This is a genomic window from Pedobacter namyangjuensis (assembly GCF_003313325.1).
Lineage (GTDB): Bacteria > Bacteroidota > Bacteroidia > Sphingobacteriales > Sphingobacteriaceae > Pedobacter > Pedobacter namyangjuensis.
The window spans coordinates 880,115-904,784 of sequence record NZ_QMHQ01000001.1; the positions used below are offsets into that span (position 1 = coordinate 880,115).

The following is a 24,670-nucleotide window of genomic DNA, read 5'->3' on the forward strand; positions in this document are numbered from 1 at the left end:
AATTGATGAGACCCGCGTCAGTACCTCCTTATATCCAAATAAATCAAAAACCGGCAAGTTGGTTTTTAAGTAATATCTCTAGCACAAGGATGAAACTTGCCAAATTAAATAGTGGTAAAACTCAGGTTTCGATTGTGATTCCTGCGTATAATGAACAAGAAAGTATTTTACGTACCATTGCCTCTATAGCCGATACCATAACCGATTACAGTATAGAGCTGATTGTTGTAGATAATAACTCAACCGATTTAACTAAACAGTATATTATTGAGTCGGGAGCTAAATATGTTTTTGAACCAAAACCAGGTGTTGAAAATGCAAGAACAGCTGGGTTAAATTTTGCCTCTGGCAAATATGTAATTAGTGCCGATGCAGATACCATTTATTCGCCATATTGGGTAAACGAATTAATAGCGCCTCTTGCAACAGATGAAAACATAGCTATTTCTCACGGTAAATTTGCTTTCGTGCCTGAGTATTATAATAGATTTACACTTTACCTGTACGAATTAACTGGCGATGTTTTTAAAAAAATAAACGGTTTAAATAAAGATAGCGCCATGTATGTTTATGGCTGTTCGTCTGCTTACAGAAGAGACCAAGTGCTAGCAGTAAATGCGTACGAGCATCCTGTTGGTGCAAACGAGGACGGTTATTTGGCCTTAAAGTTAAGGGATAAGTTTGGTAGGATACACAAAGTACGAAGCAAAAAGTCGTTTGCATGGACATCTAGCAGAAAATTTTTGGCAGATGGTTCTCTGCTTCAAAGAATAAAAAATAAAGCAAGTAAAATATTAAGTTAACGATCCTCAATCCGTAGCCAAATGTTAGAGAAAAAGGTAATTTTTATAATGAGTTTAATGAAGTTTGATGGGTTAGCATCTACAAATTTGACCATTGCAAAATACTTGGCTAAAAACAACGAAGTTTATTACATAGAGCAACCTTATACTATTTCAGATTTTTTCAAGCTGAAAAAAAAATCCGAACAATATCAGTTGAGAAAAAAAGCGCTTCGTTTTTTTGATGATGGTTTGTTAACCGATAAGTTAGATGGTGTAAACCTGTTGGTTAGCCTGCCTATTTTGCCAATTAATTTTTTGTCAGAGGGAAAAATATACGACTTTTTTAACCGAATTAACCAGCGAATAATTTTATCTCGAGTAAAAAAAGTTATTCGGAAAAAAGCGATTAAAAACTACATCTATATCAATTCTTACAACTTCAAATGCCCTTCTTTATTTGAAAGCCTTAATCCCGACTTAACCGTCTACCACTGTGTAGATCCTATTGTGGGAGATTATAATACCAAACATGGAATTAATGCCGAACGAATTATTGTAAAAAATGCAGATGTGGTTATTTGTACTAGCAGAGCCTTGTACGAACAAAAAAAGAAGCAAAATTCAAATACCTATTTTGTGCCTAATGGTGCAGATATTGGCAGTAGAAGTTCTTTGGTAAATAACTCAACTACCCACTTAGCGCTTCAAAATATTAAGAAACCAATTGTAGGTTATGTTGGCGCAATAGAAAGAAGAATTGACTACGATTTAATAAAAAGCGTAACTGCTCAAAACCCTCATGTTAGTTTCGTTTTTGTTGGTCCGCAACATCGAGAGCATATACCAGATTGGTTCTACAATACAAAGAATATACACATTGTAGAATCTATCCCATACAACGAGGTTGTTCAAATGATTTATGGTTTCGATGTATGTATGATTCCATTTAAAAAGGACGATATAAGCGCTACAATTTTCCCACTAAAACTTTTCGAATATTTAGGCTTGGGTAAACCGGTAATTTGTACAGATTTCAATATGGATCTGACAGAATTTTCAGGTAGCGAAGTTGTAGCGTATGTAAAAGATAGCACAACTTTTTCAGATGCTATAAATCAGTATATGGTTGAGAAAGATTTAATTTTGAAAGAAAAACGAATTGAAGTTGCACTGCAAAACACTTGGCAGGATAGAGTCAACCGCATTAGCGAAATACTGGTTCAAAATCTCTAAACATACAATTTAAAAACGTTAAGCAGCCGTTTTCTTAATGTACTTGTGGTAAAATTCTCCGTAAAACTTGTAGGCATATATTAATGGATTAAGTGCATTAATATTGTACAACTTGTTTAAATAAATTTGAGACACAACAAAACTGATTATGGTAGATAATAAAGTGCCATAAGCGGCGCCGATTATTCCAAATTGTTTGATGAAAATATAGTTAAATGTAATTATCGATACCGCGAAAACGATAACCATGTAAAAATTAAATTTCGTCCGTCCATCGCTTGTTAATATGGTGCCACACTGCCTGCCATATGGAGCAAAAAAACAGTATAAAAGCGTAACTTTTAAAAGTGGAATAACGTTTTCGTACTTATTGCCAGCAAGTAAGTGAATGGTGAAATCGGATAATAAATACATTAGAGCAATTGCCGGAATTAAAAGGGCAAGTACTACCCCGACAGATTTTTCATACAAATATTTTATAGCGTCCTTGCCACCGGTATTTGCTTTTATAGCGCTTTGCGGAAACATAATTGTAGCCATAGCATTTGTCGGGATATCTGTAAGATTGGTAATTCTCACGGCAATGTTAAATGATGCGCTGGCAGATTTTGAGATAAGGTTACCTAACATCATTTGATCTATAGAACTGGCTAAAATTGCACTAAGCGAAACACCAAATGAGTATTTCCCGAAATGGAAAAGTTTTTTTACCCATATAAAGTTTAGCTTTTTGGCATACCTAAAATACTTAGCAGTATGAAACGCAGCAATGGCTAAAGCAAAAAGTACACTTAGTATTTGTACATAGGTTAAAATCTTTAGAGAGGCTTGTCTTTGTGTAAAATAACAGAATGAAATATAGGTTAAAAATAAAAGTTGCCTGCAGATGTTTGAGTAGAACACGCCGGTAAAATGTAGGTTTGCTTGTTCAACACAGTTCAATAAATTTAAAACACCAGATATAAAAAATATTACAATGTAAAGGCTTATCATGTGTGATAGCTGATCTGATTTCCAGATTTCTCCAAGCCAAGGAGCTATAGCTAACAGAACAATGCTGATGATAACAGTCATCAGAAAATTTATAAACAAAGCTGCCGTAGTAATGTCCTTTTGTTCTTCTTGGTTTGCGGTTGATAAAAATTTGACAATTGCTTCTTGCGTTAAACCATTTCTGCTTACCTCAATTATACTTACTACACTTAAAAAAAGTACCCAAGTTCCGTAATCTTCAGTATTAGTTATGCGTAATAAAAGGTATAAACTTACAATAGCAATAACTACGGTTAATCCATTTTGTAAAATATTTATTAGTCCATTTTTTAACCAATAATTGTTTGTAGACATGTTTTCTAATTATAAATATAGATTAGCGTAATTTATTACTTCGGCGTAGTTTTTTGCATGATAGACCTCGGCGCCAGAAAATTTTGGATAAAGTTTTTTATAGCAATTAAAGTAATGTTCAGGGCCTTCGGCCGATAACAAAATGTTTTTGCCGCCAAAGTAGCTTGCTAAAGTACCCGTGCCTCCGTGCAATGAAATAAAATGATCGGCATTTGCGTAAATGCAAAGTTGAAAATGATTAAAGTTTTTGGCTCCTATTTCGTTCTTTTCATGTAAATCTTGAATCAATAAAACTTCAGGATGGGTTTGCCTAAGCCAATCAAATTCATTAAGATCCAAAATTAAGCTATTATCATTTACAATATCTTTGCCCATTGGTCTGTTGTAGATGATGGTGTACTTTGCCTTTAATTTAACTATCAACTCATTCAAGGTATCAATATCAAAAAAACTTACAGGAGCACCATCCCATTCGGTATTGTACCGATTTGCTATTACCAATATTGGTTTATCAAACTTATAAATATCGTTTTTGTAGATTTCCTTTAGCGGTACGCTCAGCCATTTTTTCATGTTATAATTTTGGCTGTAAAGTATTCTTGGTAATTCGAAGTTATAATTACCCTCGTTGGTTCTTACCTCATGGTCTTCTTGATGGTGTTCTGAGAAAAAATAAAGCTCTCTAGTTCCCGGAAAAGATTTTGTTTCTTTTAAAGTGCCATTTTTAAAATGCCAATAAGCAAAAGGCAAAGAAAACTGTAATTCGGCGCCAAACTCCCCTTTATAGTCAATAACTTTATATTTTTTCTTAAGAATAAAATCACGAACAACATACTTGCATTGTAGCATTATACACACATAAGTATCCCTGTAAAAGTATTTGTAATTAGCCGGAACATTAGTGTTAAATAACCTAATTAATAATCCGGCAATTTTCTTTAAAGTAAATAACATTTGTTTTGTTTAACCATCTATCTGTTGGGTAACAGAAATTTAAAATATCAATTACCAAAGATAATTTTGATTTGAGATATATTAGTATTTAATTGAATAAAATAGTATTTAAATCGTTCAATTTGAGAAACTTTAGTATTAGCAGTTAGTAAGAGCATAATCTTTAGTTTTATTTCTTTCGATTGTAGCTTGCACACAAAATAATTTCGAATAATTGCTTTTTATAATTTACAATTTCGAAATATATTTTTTTATAAATTAATAACTTTTCGTATTTTTAGACGTTAGTAATATTCCTTTCTACATTTTTCCGCCGATTGTTTTATTTATTTGATACGCAGTACTTTATAGCGTTATGTTGAAATATTAAAATTAAAATAATGAAACGTCTATCAAAATTAGTAATGGGAAGTTTAGTAGTTCTGCTTTTCTTCTGCTCTTGTAAAAAAAATAAAGGAAAAGTACAGACAGAGGAGCCTGTGCCAGGGGTTCAGATTCCTGCAGAATCTACCAACCCAACCCAAATCTCTAAAATTCCAATGGATAAATTTATCGGAGTGAATGGTTTTCACGAAGATAACGTTGAATTTATGCAAGCTGCAGGCACATTGCGTGCCTATTGTAACTGGGATTGGTTTCAAGGAGATAATGCGGGTGATCAATTAATTTTTCAAAATTCAAGAGGCGGTTGGTATTTTGATGATGCATTTAAGAAAATTAAAGAAAGCGGAGTAACTGTTTCAATGTGTTTTCAAGGTGCCATAAAAAATTTGCAAGGCACAAAAACATTCAAGTTTAATGATAAACCTGTAGACCGAGCGGGTCTTAGTACCACAGACCCTAAATCATATCAAAGTATTGCAAATACACTTTATCAAATCGCTGCCAGATATGGTAAAACTACCGTAGCCCCAGAGAAACTTAACGTTCCTGCAAACCAAAAACAAAGCGGATTGGATTTGCTTGAGTATATGGAAGTTTGGAACGAGCAAGATAAGACTTGGGAAGGCGATAACGCAAAATTTTCTCCACAGGAGTATGCGGCCATGTTGTCTGCTTGTTATGACAAAATAAAGGAAGCGGACCCAAAAATGAAGGTTGTGATGGGTGGTTTGGCTACCTTAAGCGTAGATTATGTAAAGGCAATGAACGAATGGTTTAAAGCCAATAGAGCTGATAAAAAGTTTGCGGCCGACGTTGTAAATGCACATATCTATGCGTTTGCCAATAACATCGATTTTGGTAATCCGACAGGGTTTGTTAACACTGCAGAAACGCCAGAAGATGGTAAGCTGAAAGAAAAAACTAAAGCACTTGTTGATTATACCAAAGCAAATATTCCAAATGCAGAAGTATGGATTTCGGAGTTCGGTTGGGATACAAATCCAAAATCAGTATTAAGTCCTAGAAAATTAAATGCATTGACAATGAACGAATTGCAGGGCAGGTATATTATTAGAGGTTATTTAGCATTCGCTGCCGCAGGGGTAGATCAGGCTCAGCTTTTCGAATTATCAGACCCAAGCCAAAACTATATCGATACCTGGTTTGGTACAGCGGGATTGCTTGATAGAACGTTAAACTTCGCCAAAAAGCCCTCTTGGTTTTATACGTATACACTAAAAAATACGCTGAAAAATATGGTGTTTATTGGCGAACAAACTTCTGGAGATCCAAATATCTTGATCTACAAATTCAAAAACATGAATAATGCAGAAGGCGTTTATGCAGTTTGGTACAAAACTAGAACAGATGCAACAAAAAATGATTTCCAACTACAATTAGCTGCCAATGCTAAATCTGCCACTAAAATAGAATTGGCAGACAAAAGCACTACGGGTAACCAGAGCAACCTCGCAATTAATAAAACCATGGTTACAGCTAACGTAAGTGAGAGGCCAATTTTTATTAAAGTAGATGTTATAAATTAATATTAATTTTTATAGTAAATAGTAATGTTGATTAGAAAAGTTTATCCATGCAATATGCTTTTAATGCTGATTGTTTTGGTTGGTTTAACGAGCTGTAAAAAAAGAACTGCTCAAGAAAAGGAAATTCCAGAAATTGTAACGCCGCCCACAGACTCAAACAAAACGGTAACTACACCGCCTGTTGATGACAAGAATAAAATTGTGATCGAAATAATTTTTGAGGGTAACCCTACCAAGGCCACAGCGACACCGGCCAAGCTTAAATTTAATAAGATAGGTTGGGCTAGTGCAGAGTGGGACGATAATTCAATCGGGGCTTTGAAAGGGTTTGAAAAATTAAAAACAACATTTTACACAGATGGTTGTGGTAATAAAATACCCTACACCGCTGCGGTTGCTGTAAATGGCAGAAACCAGTACAGTAATGAGGAAGCCGCAAAAATCCCAAATAATGTTAATTACGACCAGATGAAAACATTTATTAACGCTGGTTGGGACATCGAGAACCATAGTTATTATCATGATCCGACTGGTAATTATAATTTTGGTACAGACAGAGACAGAAATGTGAAAGAGCTTGATGACTTGTTACTTAAAAATCTTCAGTATAAGTTAAATGGATTGGTAGTTCCCACTAATTATGATGGTTTTCCTACTGCAGCTAAAAAGATCGGCTACCTATTTTCTACCTCGCAAGGAACTTTTGACGGTTTTGAACCTGCCGGAAAACCGGTTTACAAAAATGTGCAGGATTTTGATTTGGCCCCAAAAGATTTTAGCTCTTTCAACAGAATGTTTTTCGACGACTGGGCGGAGATGGAGCGAAATGTGAAACAAGCAATTGCTGATATCGGCACTAAAAACAACCCTTATTTTCGCTTTGCATCTCACGGTATTGATGAGGCTGCGTTTAATCGAATAATTGATAATTTTCAATCTTCAACTGCTGATAAAATATTATTTATACCGACCAGAGAAGCTATGGAGTACAGGGTAATGTCTTCGTTGCCTATAAAGTATGATTTAGATGGCACAAAATTTACGATAAGTATCGATGTGAAAAACCTGCCAGATAGAATACGATGGAGAGATTTAAGCTTTTTAGTTTCAGCTGACAAGAAAATTACGGCAGTAAATATTTTAAGTCTTGCCGATAAAGTTACATTCAATTCAACAACCGGATTGGTTAATGTTTTTAAACAGGTTAAAACCTGGTAGAAGCTTTAAAAGGTTAGCGTTTTAATAGGCAGATTTTAGTTTTAAAACATTCAAAATCTGCTTTTGAAAACGCTTATCTTAGCCATTTTTAAATTAAGCTACGAAATAGTTTTTATCTATATTTAATACATTATAATATCTATTTTTATACTTAATGATCTCCGTCTCAATTATCACAGTTAACTTTAATCAACATCAGGTAAATATTGATTTTTTAAAATCTTTGAAACAAAATCTTTCATCCTATATACAAGAGGTTATTTTTGTTGATAATGGAAGTAAAACTGATTACGAAGAAATTTACAAGGAAATCTATCCCTCACTGAACTATATCAGATCTGAAAAAAACCTTGGATTTGCAGGTGGTAATAATTTAGGAATTAAAGTTGCCAAGGGCGATTATCTGTTGTTCTTAAACAATGATACCGAAATTACGCCAAATCTTATCGACGATTTGGTATCGGAAATGGAGAACAACCCGAAAATTGGTTTAATATCGCCGCTCATATTATTTTACGATCAACCTAACATTATTCAGTACGCAGGTTTTACCGAAATGAATTACTTAACCGGCAGAAATAGTGGTATTGGCAGTATGGATATCGATGAAGATCAATACTCGAAAGATAACCGTGCAACCGGTTATTGTCATGGAGCTGCCATGATGTGCCGAAGATCTGATTTAGCTAAAGTTGGGCCAATGCCCGAAAATTATTTTTTGTATTACGAAGAATTGGATTGGTGCGAAAAATTTAAAAATGCCGGTTTGCAAATGTGGTTTTTGGGGAAAGCTAAAATCTACCATAAAGAGTCTGTAAGCGTTGGCAAGGAGAGTGCAATTAAAACCTTTTTCATGACAAGGAATAGAATGCTTTTTATTAGGCGAAATACCGATGTTTTAAATACATTTTTGTTTGCCACATACTACTTACTATTTGCATGCACCAAACAGATTTTTGGCTATTTGTTAAAAGGTAGGGTTGACTTAGTAAAGTGGACTGTAAAAGCAGTATTATGGAATTTTACACATGGTAAAAACAGTAAAAATTTAGGCTTTAAAATTTAATATTAAAATGATTATAGCATTTTGGATTTCTTTGTTTTTAGTGGTTTATACTTTTATTGGCTATGGATTTTTACTTTTTATTATCATAAAAATAAAACGGCTTTTCGTTAGGCCTTTTCAATTTAGCGAAAAATTTGAGCTGCCCAGCGTTACCGTCTTAATAGCTGCCTGGAATGAGGAAGAAATGATTGTAGACAAAATTAATAACACCCTGCAATTAGATTACCCTAAAAATAAATTACAAGTTATTTTTATTACAGATGGCTCTACAGATAGAACACCTGATTTGATTAGACCATTTACAGAAGTTGAACTGTTGCATAATAACGCTAGGGATGGCAAAATGGCAGCTATTAAAAGAGCAATTCCCTATGCAAAAGGCGAGGTAATGGTTTTTACTGATGCAAATACTTTCTTAAATAACGCAGCTTTAAAAGAACTTGTTAAACATTATGAGAACAAAAAAGTTGGTGCTGTTGCTGGCGAAAAACGAATTTTTGTAGCGGAAACAGCAGACGCTAGTTCTGCTGGTGAAGGATTTTATTGGAAATATGAATCGAAACTAAAAAAATGGGATTATGAATTGTATTCTAACGTTGGGGCCGCAGGTGAATTGTTTAGTATTAGAACAGCACTTTACCAGCCTGTAGAAAGCGATACGATTATAGACGACCACATGATAGCAATGCGGATAGCTGAAAACGGTTATGTAATAGCTTACGAGCCGGGAGCTTACGCTACAGAAACCGCATCGGCAGACACAAAAGAAGAATTAAAAAGAAAAATCAGAATTGCTGCTGGCGGTATCCAATCTATCTTCAGGCTTAAAAAAGCGGCTAATCCATTTAACTATCCCATACTTACATTTCAATACATCTCCCACAGGGTTTTACGATGGACAATTACGCCTTTTTTACTCCTAGCGGTTTTTATATTAAATGCAATAATTGCTTATCAAACAAATTTGCCTTTTTGGAAAGCTCTATTTGTAGCACAGATAGTTTTTTATTTCTTAAGCCTTCTAGGTTTGTTTTTCGAAAGGAAAAACATCAAAATAAAAGCATTTTTTATTCCCTATTATTTTTGCGTAATGAACTACGCGGTTTTAGCCGGTATGCTTCGTTATTACCGTAAAAATCAGAGTGCAGCCTGGGAAAGATCGAAACGAAAAAGTTAATGGAAATGCTTATTTTTAATTAATTAATTCATCCAAAAAATGAACAATTTTTTTATTGCAAAAGAGCCATACACTCGTTCGGTTAAAGCTAGCCCTTTATTTAATCTTCTTAAAAAAAGCCTTAGGTTCTTTAAAATAGGAGATTTAAAATCACACATTTTTGATCCTATGATGGATATGACAACCGTAGAGCAACGAATAAGTTATTTCCATTTGTTAAATAGGGTAATTGATACAAAAGTTCGTGGAGAAATAATTGAATTTGGAACATTTACTGGTTACTGCGCTCTATTATTCCAAAATGTAATTGAGCAAAGTAAATCTGGCAAAGAGTTGCATTTGTACGATAGTTTTGAAACCCAATTTATGGAAACTGGTAATATTCAAGATATTTTAATTGCGAATTTTAAGAAAGCTAAATTACAAGTTCCGATTATGCATAAGGGTTATTTTCAAGATACCTTACCTACGCAATTGCCAGACGAAGTTGCTTTCGTACATATGGACTGTGGTTTTGGTGGAGATAAATTTGAGCATAGAGACATATTACTGTTTTGCCTTAACCAAGTTTATCCAAAATTGAGTAAAGGTGCTATTTGTGTGTTAATGGATTATATGGGTGCAGAAGGAATAGAGGGTGGATATGATGTTAACCCCGGGGCAAAATTGGCTGCTGACGAATTTTTGAAAGATAAACCGGAAACTATGGTTGCATTATACGGTAACGAATGTTACCATGGTTATTTTGTTAAACAATAGTTGTATTTAAGGTTTCTAATTTGATTAATCAATTAGTCTGCGCCCAGATTCCAGAATTGTAAATCTTTAGCGCTTTCATCATAAGCGAGACTTAATAAATGCTTATCATCCATTAAATAGCTCTTTAAAAGATAATTATTCTCCTGTCGCTGTACGTTTTGTCCAATACACTCTATGTCGTGCAAATCGTCAATCAGGCCTTCGCCACTTGCTTTTAGAATAGCCTCTTTTCTGGTCCAGAAGGTATAAAAATCCTCAAGATTTGTTATTAGCTTTCTTTCATTTGAAGTAAAACAAACCTCGGCTAATAATTCATGGTCAAAATGATCTTTTATCAATTCTACATCAATACCTACATTTTTCTTGCTAATAGCGATTACCACATAATCGCCACTATGGCTAATGTTGAAATGAATGTCTGGCAAATAAGGTTTGCTAGATTCGGTTACAGAAAAACGAATGTTTCTTGGGTAGGCATTTAATTGCTCAGCTAATATTTTTCTTAAAAAATACTTTCCAAGTGCAAACCGCTCAGCATCGGCAACTTTGAAAAAACGGTTCTTTTTTTCAAGCTCAGCTTCTGTTAAAACCCTGGCCAGATCATTCTGTATTAAAGGGTATAAGTTACAGTGGATTTTGAAAACATGTATGTCATCACCGGCAAAAAAATCTTGTTGATAATAGCTAAGCCATTGAATAGGCGAGCTGTTAAATAACATCGACATTAGGAAGCATCATTAATGTTATCTAACATGTTTTTCAGCTCTGCGGCAAATATCTTAACAAACGGTGGTTCAAAAAATTGCAAATGCCCCAAAGGGATATTGATTACTTTTATTTCACCATCAATGTAGGGCTCAAAACCATTTGTTTCGCCATACCTAACATAATTCCAAACCTCATTGTTAGCTTTAAAAAGATGTACTTTCATAGCGTATCTTTTAAATTGATATTTTGTTAATGCCCTTTGATGAGCTTTCTGTAATCTATCTAAAACATATAATGGATTAGCTTTGTCGGGTTTAATTGGGTTAAACTTTTTGTAGTAATTATAAAGGCTACCCAATATAAAATTTTTGTTATGCCTTAAATACCGTCTAGGGAATTTTAATAAACAAGAAAATGCATGGCGGATGCTGTTTGCTGTAAAACTCGCTATCCCTTTATAGTCTTTCTGTTCAAAAAGGTCTTTATAATTGTTTGGACTAACATAAGTGTCCATAAGGCCCATAAAACTAACTTTTTTGCCCATTGCCTCTAGTTGGGTTGCCATTTCTAAAGCTAAAACACCACCAGAAGAATAACCTAGTAAAGCATAAGGGCCCTGCGGATTACCTTGTATCATTTCTTGTATATATCCTGCTGCAATTTCTTCTACATCTTCCAACGGCTCATCATCAGGGTTTAATCCTTTAGCTTGTAGCCCGTAAAAGGGTTGGTCGGCATCTAGTTCTGGCGCTAAACTTCTAAAGCCAATAATGTTCATTCCTTGACCATGTACAATATAAAGTGGTGGTTGCTTGCCGTCCGTTTTAATCGGGATAAGCGATTTCCAATGTTCTGATTGATCGCCGCTGTACAAATGTGACGCTAAGCCCGCTATAGTAGAGTTATCAAAAAGTACGGTTAACGGAAGCCTAGTGCCGGTCTTTTTCTCAATTTCTACCATTACTTTTATAGCCAGTAATGAGTGTCCGCCCAATTCAAAAAAATCATCTGTTGCTTGTAAATCTTGAACTCCCAATACTACTGACCAAATTTCCGCCACCATTTTTTCGTCTGGCGATAAACCAACCGAGGTATGCGGTTTTGTATTTGCCAATTTTAAACTAGGTAAAGCTTTTCTGTCAATTTTAGCATTTGGCGTAAGCGGAAAACTCTCTAAAGCAAGAAAGTAATCTGGAACCATATAAGCGGGCAAATGTTCTTTCAGATTTTCTTTCCAATTTACAACAATTTCTTTTGCTATGCTTTTTGCATTTGAGCTAAGTTCAAAGTTATTTGAAGTTTCATAATTAATAGAAGTATTATCTTCGTTAACCGTAATATACGCAACTAATCTTTTGTCGCCTGGTGTAATCTCTTGAGCTTTAACAACTGCTTGTTTTATTCCACTTTGTTGTTCAATTATTGCTTCTATCTCACCTAACTCAATTCTATGCCCACGAATTTTAACCTGCTGATCTATTCTTCCGAGACAGAGAATTTCTCCATTTGCTAGTATTTTTCCTAAATCGCCGGTTTTGTAAAGCTTGCTGTTGGTTTTATCGTTTTCAAAATGATTTATAAACTTTTCATCCGTTAATTCTCTTCTATTTAAATAACCTTTTGCCACGCCGTTACCACCTATACAAATTTCGCCAACCTCATTTACTGCTAAGGGCTTATTTTGATCGTTTACTATAAAAATTTGTGTGTTTTGAATGGCTTTGCCAATGGTTAAGTTTTCTTGATTTGGCAAAATTTCCTTAATAGTAGACCATATAGTAGTCTCTGTAGGGCCGTACATATTCCAAAGCTGTTTAGAAAGGTTAAGTAGCTTCTCAGCTAAGTCTTTAGAAAGCGCTTCGCCACCTGATAAGACTTTAATTGGCAACTGCTTTTTCCATCCCGAATCGAGCATCATTTGCCAAGTGGAAGGTGTTGCCTGCATTATGGTAACGGGCTGTTCTTCTAATATAGAAAGTAACAAGCGACCGTCTTTTGTGGCTTCTGTTGTAGCCAAAATTATTTCGGCGCCAGCAATTAAAGGTAAAAATAATTCTAAACCTGCAATATCAAAAGATATGGTTGTAATGGCAAGTAAACAGTCTTTTTCTGTAATACCAGGTTGCACTTGCATACTGGTTAGGAAGTTGGCTAAATTCTGATGCGTAATTTGCACACCTTTAGGTTTTCCAGTAGATCCTGAGGTATAAAGTATGTAGGCCACATCAATTACAGTTACGGGTATAGTAACTTCTCTAGTTGTTTTTAGCTTTGGCCATAAGTCTTCTATTATGAGTTTTTTTGCAGTAGTTTGGTAGGCGTGCTGATATTTTTTAGATAGTAAAATTGTCTTTGCATCGGCATCTGACAACATAAATTCAATTCTGTCCTGCGGATATTCTGGATCGAGTGGTAGATATGCTGCACCAGCCTTCATAATAGCCAGTAAGCTAATAAGCATTTTGGCCGATCGTTCTGTGGCAATTGCAACAATATCGCCTTGCTTAACTCCTTCTTCGATTAGTAGTGTTGCTAGGCTGTTAGCTTGGTTGGCAATTTGAGCGTACGATAAATTTTCGTTGTTAAAACTAAGCGCTGTTTTATTAGCATATTTGCTACTACTTTCTTTAAATAAATTTAATAGCGTTTTTTCTATAACTGTGTTTGCTCCAAGAGAGGCCGCAATTTGTAAATTGTTTGCAGTTTGTAAACAGCTTTGTGCAATGGTGTTTGTTGGATCGGCAACAAAAGCGTTCAATAAAGATTCAAATTCTGCTACCATCCGGTTTATTGTAGCTTCCTTAAATAGTTGTGTGTTATAAGTCCACTCCAAAACCAAAGCATCTTCTGTTCCAGTAGCATTTAAAAAGATTTCAAAAGTTTCAAAAGCTCTCGGATTGGATATCAACTCGTAAGTTAAATTATCGAATTCTACGGCGCTACTCATCCCCATATCTATATTAAAAACTATAGGAACTAGCGGTATTCTTGAACTATCTCTTTTAAAATTGAGGTTTTTTAATAACTGCCCGAAGCTGAATAGCTGATGTTCATAAGCATCTAAAAAAATAGATTTACTTTTTTTCAAATATTCCAAGAACGTATTATTCGGGTCAATTTTGCTTCTTATTGGAAGAATGTTTACGCAATGCCCAACCAATTCCTGATTATCGGTGGCAAGTTGTCCGGCTGCAGGTAGGCCCACCACAATATCACTCTGTTTAGTTTGTTGCGACAAGAAAATTTCGAAAAGACTTAACATCGTGTTAACCAAACTGCAACCAGCTTTAGCCCCGGTTTTTTTTATTTCGCTTACAAATTTTGCAGGTAATTTATAGTCTATTCTAGCCGCTTTGTAGGTTCTAGTTTTTCCACGTTCAAAATCCGTCGGTAAATCTACTAACGGAATATCGCCCTTATATAAATTTAGCCAAAAACGTTCAGTTTTTTTAAAATCATCGCTCTGCAAAAACTCAAATTGTTGACTAGCATAATTACTAATTTGTACAACTGGTGGTAAGCTTGGCGATAAGCCTTTTTGTAGTGCATTGTACGTTTTGCTTAAGTTTTCTAAAATAATTCCTGTAGACCAACCATCGCAAATTATATGATGGATAACGATAGTGAAATAATGTTCTGTTGGTGTAAAACGATGTACATAAACACGAAACAAAGGGCCAATCTGTAAATCAATTGGCATTAGCATTTGATTCTTGAGAAAGCTGTCGAAAGAGTTAGCTTTTTCCTCTGGCGCTGAAAATTCTAGGTCAACAAATTCAATATCTGCTGTTAAAGATTTGTAAATTATAAAGTGTTCGCCATTTGTGCTTACAGAACTTCTTAAAGCTTCGTGTCTTTGTACAACTGTTGAAAATGCATTTTTAAAATCTGGGAGCGAAAAAGGTCCTGTTAATTTTAACGAAAAGGACTCGTTGTAAGCAAGACTTGCAGCATCTCCGCCAATCATACACGATAGCCAGATTTCTCTCTGCGACTCGTTTATTACGACAAGTTTTTCAATTTCCTTACCAGCTTCGAATGGGTTAAAACCAACCGCAGGTGTACTTATTTTTGCGTTAACCATAAGATTTAATGCTTGCCGAGTTGAAGATAATTTGTTTCGTTTTCTGGATCTTGTATAAACCATGCAGGGTTGCCGAATTGATCTTTTCCTAATCTCGCTCCAGCCATTGGTGGGTTATTTCCTTCAATTACGATAGCCTTCGGGTCGAAAATTTTATCCGTATTAACTGAAGATGGAAAGAAACCGGCCTCAACCATTTCATCCATACCTTCTATAAATGCAGATATAATGTCTTCAATATCTGATGCAGAAGTCGCCTCGGTCATAAAACATGGAAAACCATCTAAAATGTGAATACCTTTTTCTCTAAGCAGTACAAAAAGTAATTCGCTATATGCAAGTTCTTCATGATATTTTACTTTCCACATAGAACCATAATTGGCTACATAAATAGGTAAGTTTCGTTTCTCAAATTCTTTATTTAAAACTTTTGAAATGTAATTTCCCTTTTCGTTGAGTTCTTTTTGTAATTGTGGCCCCTTTTCCTTCATGTAGCTTAAAGATGCAAAGGCTGAAGCAAGTGCCAAGGGGTGGCGAACGAAAGTACCTGCAAAATAGGTAACCCCAATTTCAGGGAAAGACGCATCGCCGTAATTCCAAATACCACCATCTAATGCATCCATTAAATAACTATCGCCAGCAATTACACCTATTGGGATGCCTGCTCCAACAACTTTTCCATAGGCCGCCAAATCTGCTTTAATGCCAAATATTGCTTGTGCGCCGCCGGGGTGAAATCTAAATCCAGTAATCACTTCGTCAAAAATAAGTACCGACCCAATTTCCTTGGTTACTGTTCTTAATTCTTTAAGGAAATCTACGGGAACAAACTCAGGTCTTCTACTTTGTATGGTTTCTACTAAAACGGCGGCAATTTCATCGCCTCTTTCTTTAATAATTGCCATAGATTCTGGCGTGCCATAATCTAAAACTAAGATGTTTTGTACAGCTTCTGGCATAATACCTGCCGCTGCCGGAAATGATTTTAGTTTCTTTGTGCCACGTACCAAAACCTCGTCAACTATGCCATGATAGGATCCCGTAAAAGCAACAATAAGCGAACGCCCGGTAACGGTTCTGGCAATGCGAATACATCCTAAAACAGCCTCGGAGCCTGTACTGCATAATGCAGATCGATCAAAACCAGTAAACTCACAAACTAATTTGCTCACAGATGCTGCTAACTCATGCTGAGGGCCAACCTCATAACCTTTTTCTAATTGGTTTTGCATTGCGTTTTTAATAACATCTGGTTGATAGCCCAACATGTTCGAGCCAAAACCATTTAAGGCATCAATGTATTCGTTTCCGTCAATGTCCCACATTCTGCTACCTTTAGATTTGTTAATTACAATTGGGTATATTAACTCTTTGGTGGCAGGTTTAAAACCCGAGACTACTCTTGGGTCAGCCATGTAAGGACGGCTTTCATTGGTGTATGCCTTACTTTTTGCTGTTTTTATGTTATATCGCTCGCTTAAATTTTTTATAAAATCTTTTTGGCTCGGCGAAATAGTTGTTGATTGGCGTTCTATTTTGGGCGTAGCACCAAATGGCTTTTGTATTTCTGCCTTTTCTTCTTGAGATAAACCGTTATCTAAGCTCGGCATATTAACCTTAGCTTGATTTTGCATTACATTTGGCGTATGCTGAACGGGTAATGGTTCGGGTTGCGAAGCAGTACTTTGACCTTGAAGCAACATTAGTTGTTGTGTTAAAATATTTAGCTGTTGTGCAATTAAACCTAAAGCAGTATTATCTGCCGTTAACTGTGGTTGCATAACAGAAATGGGAGCATTATAAATAGGTGTTGATACTGTTTTAGGTTCTGTCTGTATGGTTTCAGGCATATTTCCGTCTAAATAACTTGCCAAACTGCTAATGCTTGCATACTCCTCATTAAGTTTTCTGAACGTAATTGGCAAATTAAATTTTCGTTTTAATGATGTTGCTACTTGTGTAAGCAACAACGAATCAAAACCAATTTCTAAAAAATTCTGATTGTTGTCTACATCATTCATTTCAATGCCTGATGCATCTTCAAGCACTTGTTTAATTTCTTGGGTAAGGCGTTCTTTTCTCATGATTGTTTGATCTGAAGTTTTAGCGGAAACCAAATGAGTAATTGGATTTTCAGCTAGAGAGGTTTCTGTAAAATTTTGTTTAGGAGTTAGCCAGTATTTCTGTCTGTCAAATTGGTAAGTCGGCAGATCAACAATCTTCTGGTTGGTATAAAAGGCATCCCAATTAATGTGTACTCCATTATTCCACAAATGCCCTAACGCATTTAATGTAGAGGCTAGAGCATCTTGGTTTTGATCAAGCGAGTTGATGGCCTTAATTTTTTTCTTATTTGAACTTGCAATTTGTTTAATTAATGTAGTAGTTACAGCCCCTGGTCCAACTTCTAAAAATAAAGGCAAATTGTAACTAAGTACAGTTTCTACCGCTTTAACAAACTCAACGGTTTTTCTAAGATGGGTTGTCCAATAATTTGGGTCGATGGCCTGCTCGTCGCTTAAAATTTCTCCGGTTACGGTAGAAATAATTTTGATATTTGGTGGTGATAATGAAACAGTGGAAACAACGGTTTTATAATCGTTTATTATCGGGTCCATCATCGAAGAGTGAAACGCATGGCTAGTAAAAAGTGGCTTATTCGGGATTTCCTGTTGATCCAACAGTTTTGCAAATTCTGCAATTTGGTCTGTCGGCCCTGCTACTACGCAAAGTTTAGCGCTATTAACTGCCGCGATAGAAAGATCTTCGGTAAGCAAATTTTTAATTTTACTAGCCTCGTCCCTTACCGATAGCATACTTCCGCTAGGCAATTGGCTAATCAATAAGCCTCTACTTGAAACTAATTTCAGTCCATCTTCTAAAGAAAACACACCCGCAAAATGCGCAGCTACATATTCGCCTACGCTATGTCCGATAAACATCGTTGGCTGCACTCCCCAGCTCATCCATAATTGGGCCAGAGCGTACGAAGTAACAAATAAAGCGGGTTGTGTATACTTGGTGTTTTTAAGCTGATTGGACGCTGACTTTACATCGGACGAAGCAAAAATTATGCTCCTAATGTCTTTATCTAAATAGTTTTTTAATATAGTTGCGCACTGATCTATTGCAGCTTTGTAAACTGGCTCTTGCTGATATAATGCTAAGCCCATATTTACATATTGCGCACCCTGACCAGGGAAGCTAAAAACGATTTCGTCTGGAGCTTCTGTTAGTAAATTGGAATCAGAAACTGGGATTTGGTCGGTAAATAATAGATTTACAAGTTGCGATTTTGACTCACACACAGCAAACTTTCTGTGTTTAAATGTCTCTCTTCCGGCATGTAAAGTATAAGCAATATCGGCTAGCGCTTTGTCGGTATTTTGCTGTAAATCTTTTGCTAAAGCATCTTCAAATTTAGCCATGCTTTTTGCGTTTTTCGCAGACCAGCTAATTAATTCGAACGGCTTCGATTTGCTAGGTGTATTTTCGTTGTTATCGTAGCTTTCTAATACAACGTGCACATTTGTACCACCAACGCCAAAAGAACTTACCCCAGCAATACGAGGCTTTTCATCAATCCATTCTGTTAGTTTGGCATTTACGTAAAACGGACTATTTTTAAAATCTATATGTGGGTTTGGTTTGTGATAACCTAAAGATGCTGGTATCATTTTATGGTGTAGTGCCAAGCAAGTTTTTATAAAACCAGCTACACCGGCTGCATGGGTTAAATGCCCCATATTACTTTTTATAGAACCTATAGCGCAATATTGGTTTTGATTTTGTTGACCAAAAGCTTCTACTAAGCCCTCAAATTCTATAGGATCGCCCAATGGTGTTGCCGTTCCATGGGCCTCAATATAAGTGATATCAGTTGCACTAACTTGTGCATCTTTAATTGCGCTGCTTATCGCGTCAGCTTGGCCTTCGGCGCTAGGAGCGGTAAAACTTCCTTTTCCAGCGCCATCATTGTTAACTCCAATTCCTTTTATAATGGCAAAAATACAATCACCCTCACGTTCGGCCGCCTCCAAGGTTTTAAGCACAACAACACCGGCTCCATCGCTAAATAGGGTTCCTGTAGAAGCTGCGTTAAATGGTGTACAATGCCCATCGGCACTTAGCATACTGCCTTCTTGATAAAGGTGGCCACTGTTAATTGGTGAGGTAATGCTTGCAGCACCCGCTAATGCTACCTCGCATTGGCCTGCTCTTAAGCTATTTACCGCTTCGGCAATAGCCAATAAAGATGTAGAACAGGCTGAGTTAACGCTTACGCCCGGGCCTCTTAAGTTTAAATGATACGCAGTGCGAGATGCAATATAATCTTTTTCATTTACTGACATTGTTTGCACTCTGCCTTGATTCTCTATTAATTCTGGATAGGCTAAAACATTATTCTCGAAATAAGTATTGGTACCGGCACCAGCAAATACCCCAATTTTTTTCTTTTCTCTTTGCGAAAGAAGTCCTGTTTTTTCCATTGCTTCCCATGCAATTTCTAAGAAAATGCGTTGTTGTGGGTCCATCAGTTCTGCAAGTTTTGGATTGATGCCAAAAAATGCTGGGTCAAAAAGATCTGCGTTGTTAATTATCCCTCTGGCTTTAACGTAAGAAGGGTCATTTTTTACGTTGTCAGGTATGCTCTGATCTAGTGTTTCGGTATCAAAAAATGTTATAGCTTCTTTGCCTTCAACCAATAATTCCCAAAGTTCATCAATAGTATCTGCTCCCGGAAACCTACCTGCCATACCAATTACAGCAATAGCCGATGATGTGTTTTTTGCGCTAGCTTCGATAGTTGACTCGAGGTTTTTTCCGGTCGTTTTATCTAGATATTTTGCCAATGCAGCAATTGTAGGTAGTTGGTAAACCTTTGTAATAGGTAGGTTGTATTGGTAGGTGTTTTTTAAAATTGCAATTGTTCTTTGTGCCAATAAGGAGTTTCCCCCTAACTCGAAAAAGTTGTCATTTACACCTATCTGGTCAATTTCTAGAAAAGTTGACCACACATCATAAATATTTTTTTCTATCGTAGATTGTGGTTTTTTATAGAGCGAAGCCAACTCAGGGCGTTCTATTTTAATTTGGCAAAGTGCTCGTTTATCGGCTTTGCCATTGCTTGTTAGAGGAATTGCTTTTATAGGTACAAAAATTCTCGGAACCATGTACGCCGGCATTTTATCTAACAAAAATTTTAGCAATCTTTGTTGATCTATTGAAGTGCTCGATTGATAATAGGCAACCAATTTTTTCTCGCCAAAATTAGTTTCTTTAGCAAGTACAATGCACTGATCTATATTGTCAAATTGATTAATGTTACTTGCAATTTCTCCAAGTTCAATTCTAAATCCATTTACCTTAACTTGATCGTCCATTCTGCCTAAATATTCGAATGTTCCATCGGCTAGTAAGATTGCCAAATCGCCAGAACGGTAAAGTCTTGCGTTTGGATCCGAGCTGAAAGGATCTTGAATAAAGCGTGCTGCAGATAGTTCTGGTAAATTCAAATATCCTCTAGCCAAACCTTCTCCACCTACATAAATTTCTCCCTCTACGCCAATGTCAGACTTTTCTTTATTTTGATCTAAAACATAAATATATAACGTGGGAATAGGAGCCCCAACAACACTTTTGCTACTATTTGTGTGTGCTGCTGTAATTTCTTTGTAGGTTGCGTGTACGGTTGTTTCTGTAATACCATACATGTTAATTAGTTTACAATCGCTGTAGCGTTCTTTCCAAATTTTAAGTTTTGAAGGATCTAATGCTTCACCGGCAAATATGATATATCTTAATTGAAGTGGGAATGTTTGCGATGCTAAAATAGATTCTTGAAGAATATAAAAGGCAGAAGGTGTTTGGTTTAGTATGGTAACTTTATGTTCCTGTAGTAGTTTGCCAAATTCTGATGCATTTTGAGCAATGTGTTTAGGTACGATTACTAATTTTCCGCCAAAAAGCAAACATCCATACATTTCCCACACCGAAACATCAAAGCAGAAAGAGTGAAATAATGGCCACACATCGTTTTCATTAAAATTGTATAATGGCGCTTCATTAAAAAATAACCTAACAACATTATGATGCTCGATCATAACACCTTTTGGAGTACCAGTAGACCCTGAAGTATAAATAATGTAAGCAAGGTTATCTGGTTGCAAATCAACTTCCGGAAGAGAAGTTGGCATTTTTGTAATTGCATCCCAATTGCTGTCTATTGAAATGATTTCTATTTCTTGGGCAAGAGAACTAATAAGTTTATTGTTCTCTTCATTGGTAATTATTATTTTGCTTCTGGTGTCTTTTAAAATATAGGTTATACGCTCACGCGGATATTCTGGATCAATGGGTACGTAGGCACAGCCCGCTTTTAAAATACCCAAGATGCCAACTATCATTTCCATTGAACGGTTTAGGCAAATAGGGATTAATTCCTCCTTCGTTACGCCATTATTAATAAGGTAATGTGCTAATTGGTTTGAGCGCTCTTCTAACTGCTGGTAAGTTAGCTTCTCATTTTCAAATATTAAGGCAATACCTTCCGGCGTTAAATTCGCTTGTTTGGAGAATAAGGCTGAAATCGTATCCATACAATTTAAGGCGTTAATGAATTGGTAAATAGGTAAATAGAAAGATTAGCTTGGCTCGATTTTCTATACCCAAAGATAAGATTAAGCTAAATCCAAAAATATAGTACAAAAGGGCTAATGCTCTAGCCCTGCATTTTAAAATGGCTTAGCTAACAACCAAAGGTTGTGTGCGAATAGAATTAGCCTGGCTAGTTTTTAGTCTAAAACCAAATTTGTTCTACTAGGTGGAATTTTAAACTGATAAAAATGCCGAGAGCGGGGAAACGCGTAAATCTGTATAAAAAATAACCTAATAAATCAGTAGAGCGGGTCATTTAAAAGTTTTCCTAATTTCACAATACGGCATTTGCTTTAACTACAAGGTTTTTCGTGTTAAAAATTTTAGTCTTAAAGGGCTATTGATGAGATTGCGTGGATGTTGCTCCTTTGTATAAAGAAAAATATTTTTTATCACTGTGTTTTGAAAAGAACACAATCATCCCAAAAATGGCTCATACTTTACAACCTATTAACTTACGAAGCGCACTTTTAAAATATTTATATCACTGGCCATTATTTTTGCTTGGTTTGTGCTTAACATTTGCGATAGCTTTTTATTATTTAAAGGTTACCAACCCAACTTATGAGGTAAAAGCAGTTATAGCTGTTAAAGATGTCAAGAAAACTACGGAAGAGCATTCTGCATTAAAAGAATTAGAACAATCAAGTCAGGCTAAGATTGCAGAGAACGAAGTAGAAATTATAAGTTCAAGAAAACTGATTAACCAAGTTGTGAATCAGTTGCAACTTGAAACAAGTTATACTTCAAAAGATGGTTTAAAAACCGTGGATCTTTATAAAAATAGCCCCATATCGCTTACGTTAGAAAAAGAGTATGAAGCAGATCAAAAATCGTCGTTAAACGTTCTTGTCAAAGAATCTGGATTTACGCTCATTGAACAGGATGGATCGAAAAAAGATTTTTCGTACGGACAATCGATTAAAGGTTCTTTTGGAATTTGGAAATTGAATCCGACAAGCAAACTAAAAGATTTTCTGGGTAAAGAGATAATGATAACAATAAGCCCAAAATCAGCGGCAGCGGAACTTTATCAGAAAGCTTTACAGGTTTCGTTAATAAATAAGCTAGCGCCAACAATTAGTATAAGCATAAATGATAAAGTACCTCAAAGAGGACAGGACGTTTTAAATGCTTTGATTTCTAATTATATATTGGCTTCTACTTCAGAGAAGAGTGAGAATTCTAATATGTCGATAGGATTTATTGATAAAAAATTAGACTCCTTAAGAACTGAATTAAATGCTGCTGAAGGTGCTGTTGAGGTTTATAAAAGTGGAAATAGTTTGACAGACATAAATTCTGAATCAAAAAGTTATTTGGAAAGTAGCCGAATAAATGAGATGAAGCTAAATGATACGAAAGTTCAAATTGATATTATTGAAGGAATTGAAAGTTACGTTAATTCTCCGCAGAATTCAAATACAATGCCTTCTACTATAGGTATTGCAGATAACAATTTGGCAAGTTTAATAGATAAATTATCTGATTTGCAGTTGCAAAAAGCGAAATTATTGGCAACAACTCCAGAAAGCAACTACATATTTGAGCCTATTAATAACCAGCTTAAAATCACCAAAAATGCAATTATTGGTAATGTAAGATCTATTAAGGCATCCTTACTTTCTACAAAAAGACAATTAGAGAACTTTAATGCAAAGGTGCAAGGTTCAATTAGGCAAATTCCGGGGCAGGAAAGACAATCTGAAAGTTTAATCAGACAGCAAAAGGCTAAAGAAGATCTGTACAATTACTTACTTCAGAAAAGAGCGGAGCTTTCGTTAAGCTATACTGCCACATTATCTGATGCCAGAGTTGTGGATAGTGCATACATCGGCAGTAAAATATGGCCTCAAACTACTCCTATTATGGCAGTTTCTGGCTTAATGGGCTTACTACTACCGTTTTTAATTGTTTACACAAGAACTACTTTGCGAAACAAAATACTTACCAAAGGCGACATCGAGAAAAATGTGAAAATTCCGATCCTGGGCGAGCTTCCTAATGAATATCTTGAGAAAAATTCATTGGTTGATCATAGTGTTAATAATGTATTAAGCGAGCATTTTAGAGCAATTAGAACTAAGCTTTATTATTTAAATAAAGCGAAAGAAACCGGCAGAGTTACACTGATAACTTCTAGTATCTCTGGTGAAGGAAAAAGTTTTGTCAGTGCTAACTTAAGTACGTCTTTAGCATTTATGGGCAGAAAAACCATCTTGCTTGAGTTAGATCTTCGGAAGCCGAAATTGGCGAAAGTATTTAATTTGGAGTCTCGCTATAAGGGTTTAACTGAGTACTTGTCAAGCGATATCAACGTAAATGATATTATACAAAAATCCAACTTCTTCGAGAAACTTGATGTCATTTCCGCAGGTCAACCAGTTAATAATCCGGCAGAATTATTAACGCTCGAAAGATTGAGTACGTTGATTAAACATTTACGAGAAAAATACGATGATATTATTATTGATTCGCCTCCGCTACATCTCGTTACTGATGCTATGATTATTTCTAGGCTAACCGATATTACTTTGTATGTAATTAGACAAGGTGTTACCGATAAAGCCGAGCTAGAATTTATAAATGAGCTAGAACAACAAAATGAATTACCAAACATCAATATTATTTTTAACGGTGTAGCACAAGGTAAATTTGGTTACGGCAATCACTATACAAGTAGTTATTATTCAAAACCATCTTCTTTCTCGGCAAAAAAAATGATGGGTAAATTTCTGAGCAGATTTTAGA

13 protein-coding genes are annotated in these 24,670 nt (G+C 35.6%); 8 read left to right on the plus strand and 5 right to left on the minus strand.

Annotation, left to right across the window (positions count from 1 at the left end; translation table 11 throughout):
• The first annotated feature begins 5 nt into the window (after positions 1-5).
• Positions 6-803 carry a glycosyltransferase family 2 protein gene (locus tag DUT69_RS03985; protein ID WP_162796164.1) on the plus strand — a complete coding sequence of 266 codons (798 nt, stop codon included), beginning with the start codon at positions 6-8 and terminating at the stop codon, positions 801-803.
• Positions 804-824: 21 nt separating this feature from the next.
• Positions 825-2,018: a glycosyltransferase gene (locus tag DUT69_RS03990; RefSeq protein ID WP_113651822.1), complete on the plus strand. Its 1,194-nt coding sequence runs from the start codon at positions 825-827 to the stop codon at positions 2,016-2,018.
• Positions 2,019-2,036: 18 nt separating this feature from the next.
• Here the strand turns inward: DUT69_RS03990 and DUT69_RS03995 are convergent, their stop codons facing one another.
• Positions 2,037-3,365, minus strand: coding sequence for a flippase (locus DUT69_RS03995; protein ID WP_113651823.1), 1,329 nt, complete (start codon positions 3,363-3,365; stop codon positions 2,037-2,039).
• Between the two features lie 9 nt (positions 3,366-3,374).
• Positions 3,375-4,319 carry a hypothetical protein gene (locus DUT69_RS04000; protein ID WP_113651824.1) on the minus strand — a complete coding sequence of 315 codons (945 nt, stop codon included), beginning with the start codon at positions 4,317-4,319 and terminating at the stop codon, positions 3,375-3,377.
• Positions 4,320-4,699: 380 nt separating this feature from the next.
• On the opposite strand from DUT69_RS04000, the gene DUT69_RS04005 reads away from it, so the two are divergent.
• From DUT69_RS04005 to DUT69_RS04025, 5 genes are all read left to right on the plus strand, one after another.
• Positions 4,700-6,250 carry a glycoside hydrolase family protein gene (locus DUT69_RS04005; RefSeq protein WP_113651825.1) on the plus strand — a complete coding sequence of 517 codons (1,551 nt, stop codon included), beginning with the start codon at positions 4,700-4,702 and terminating at the stop codon, positions 6,248-6,250.
• Positions 6,251-6,274: 24 nt separating this feature from the next.
• The gene (locus DUT69_RS04010) at positions 6,275-7,468 is read left to right on the plus strand and encodes a hypothetical protein (protein ID WP_113651826.1); all 1,194 of its coding nucleotides are present in this window, start codon (positions 6,275-6,277) and stop codon (positions 7,466-7,468) included.
• A gap of 154 nt (positions 7,469-7,622) precedes the next feature.
• Positions 7,623-8,534: a glycosyltransferase family 2 protein gene (locus DUT69_RS04015; protein WP_113651827.1), complete on the plus strand. Its 912-nt coding sequence runs from the start codon at positions 7,623-7,625 to the stop codon at positions 8,532-8,534.
• Between the two features lie 7 nt (positions 8,535-8,541).
• A complete protein-coding gene (locus DUT69_RS04020) occupies positions 8,542-9,711 on the plus strand; it encodes a glycosyltransferase family 2 protein (protein ID WP_113651828.1) in 1,170 nt (389 codons plus the stop codon).
• A gap of 39 nt (positions 9,712-9,750) precedes the next feature.
• Positions 9,751-10,470: a TylF/MycF/NovP-related O-methyltransferase gene (locus DUT69_RS04025; RefSeq protein WP_113651829.1), complete on the plus strand. Its 720-nt coding sequence runs from the start codon at positions 9,751-9,753 to the stop codon at positions 10,468-10,470.
• A gap of 32 nt (positions 10,471-10,502) precedes the next feature.
• On the opposite strand, the gene DUT69_RS04030 is transcribed toward DUT69_RS04025, so the two are convergent.
• Genes DUT69_RS04030 through DUT69_RS04040 form a run of 3 tightly spaced genes read right to left on the minus strand, consistent with a single transcriptional unit; the run spans position 10,503 to position 21,861 of the window.
• Complete coding sequence (locus tag DUT69_RS04030) at positions 10,503-11,189, minus strand: 4'-phosphopantetheinyl transferase family protein (RefSeq protein WP_162796165.1); 687 nt, start codon at positions 11,187-11,189, stop codon at positions 10,503-10,505.
• A 5-nt stretch (positions 11,190-11,194) separates the two neighbouring features.
• Complete coding sequence (locus tag DUT69_RS04035; protein WP_162796166.1) at positions 11,195-15,262, minus strand: non-ribosomal peptide synthetase; 4,068 nt, start codon at positions 15,260-15,262, stop codon at positions 11,195-11,197.
• A gap of 5 nt (positions 15,263-15,267) precedes the next feature.
• On the minus strand, positions 15,268-21,861 hold the full coding sequence (locus tag DUT69_RS04040; protein ID WP_113651832.1) for a polyketide synthase: 6,594 nt from the start codon (positions 21,859-21,861) through the stop codon (positions 15,268-15,270).
• Positions 21,862-22,347: 486 nt separating this feature from the next.
• Between DUT69_RS04040 and DUT69_RS04045 the strand changes: the two genes are divergently transcribed.
• Complete coding sequence (locus tag DUT69_RS04045) at positions 22,348-24,669, plus strand: GumC family protein (RefSeq protein WP_113651833.1); 2,322 nt, start codon at positions 22,348-22,350, stop codon at positions 24,667-24,669.
• The last annotated feature ends 1 nt before the right edge of the window (position 24,670 follow it).

Excerpts from the sequence above, each read along its gene's own strand:
- DUT69_RS04000 (WP_113651824.1), bottom strand. The coding sequence starts at position 4,319 with ATGTTATTTACTTTAAAGAAAATTGCCGGATTATTAATTAGGTTATTT.
- DUT69_RS04035 (WP_162796166.1), bottom strand. The coding sequence starts at position 15,262 with ATGGTTAACGCAAAAATAAGTACACCTGCGGTTGGTTTTAACCCATTC.
- DUT69_RS04010 (WP_113651826.1), top strand. The coding sequence starts at position 6,275 with ATGTTGATTAGAAAAGTTTATCCATGCAATATGCTTTTAATGCTGATT.
- DUT69_RS04030 (WP_162796165.1), bottom strand. The coding sequence starts at position 11,189 with ATGTTATTTAACAGCTCGCCTATTCAATGGCTTAGCTATTATCAACAA.
- DUT69_RS03985 (WP_162796164.1), top strand. The coding sequence starts at position 6 with ATGAGACCCGCGTCAGTACCTCCTTATATCCAAATAAATCAAAAACCG.
- DUT69_RS04020 (WP_113651828.1), top strand. The coding sequence starts at position 8,542 with ATGATTATAGCATTTTGGATTTCTTTGTTTTTAGTGGTTTATACTTTT.
- DUT69_RS04040 (WP_113651832.1), bottom strand. The coding sequence starts at position 21,861 with ATGGATACGATTTCAGCCTTATTCTCCAAACAAGCGAATTTAACGCCG.
- DUT69_RS04015 (WP_113651827.1), top strand. The coding sequence starts at position 7,623 with ATGATCTCCGTCTCAATTATCACAGTTAACTTTAATCAACATCAGGTA.
- DUT69_RS03990 (WP_113651822.1), top strand. The coding sequence starts at position 825 with ATGTTAGAGAAAAAGGTAATTTTTATAATGAGTTTAATGAAGTTTGAT.
- DUT69_RS03995 (WP_113651823.1), bottom strand. The coding sequence starts at position 3,365 with ATGTCTACAAACAATTATTGGTTAAAAAATGGACTAATAAATATTTTA.
- DUT69_RS04005 (WP_113651825.1), top strand. The coding sequence starts at position 4,700 with ATGAAACGTCTATCAAAATTAGTAATGGGAAGTTTAGTAGTTCTGCTT.
- DUT69_RS04045 (WP_113651833.1), top strand. The coding sequence starts at position 22,348 with ATGGCTCATACTTTACAACCTATTAACTTACGAAGCGCACTTTTAAAA.
- DUT69_RS04025 (WP_113651829.1), top strand. The coding sequence starts at position 9,751 with ATGAACAATTTTTTTATTGCAAAAGAGCCATACACTCGTTCGGTTAAA.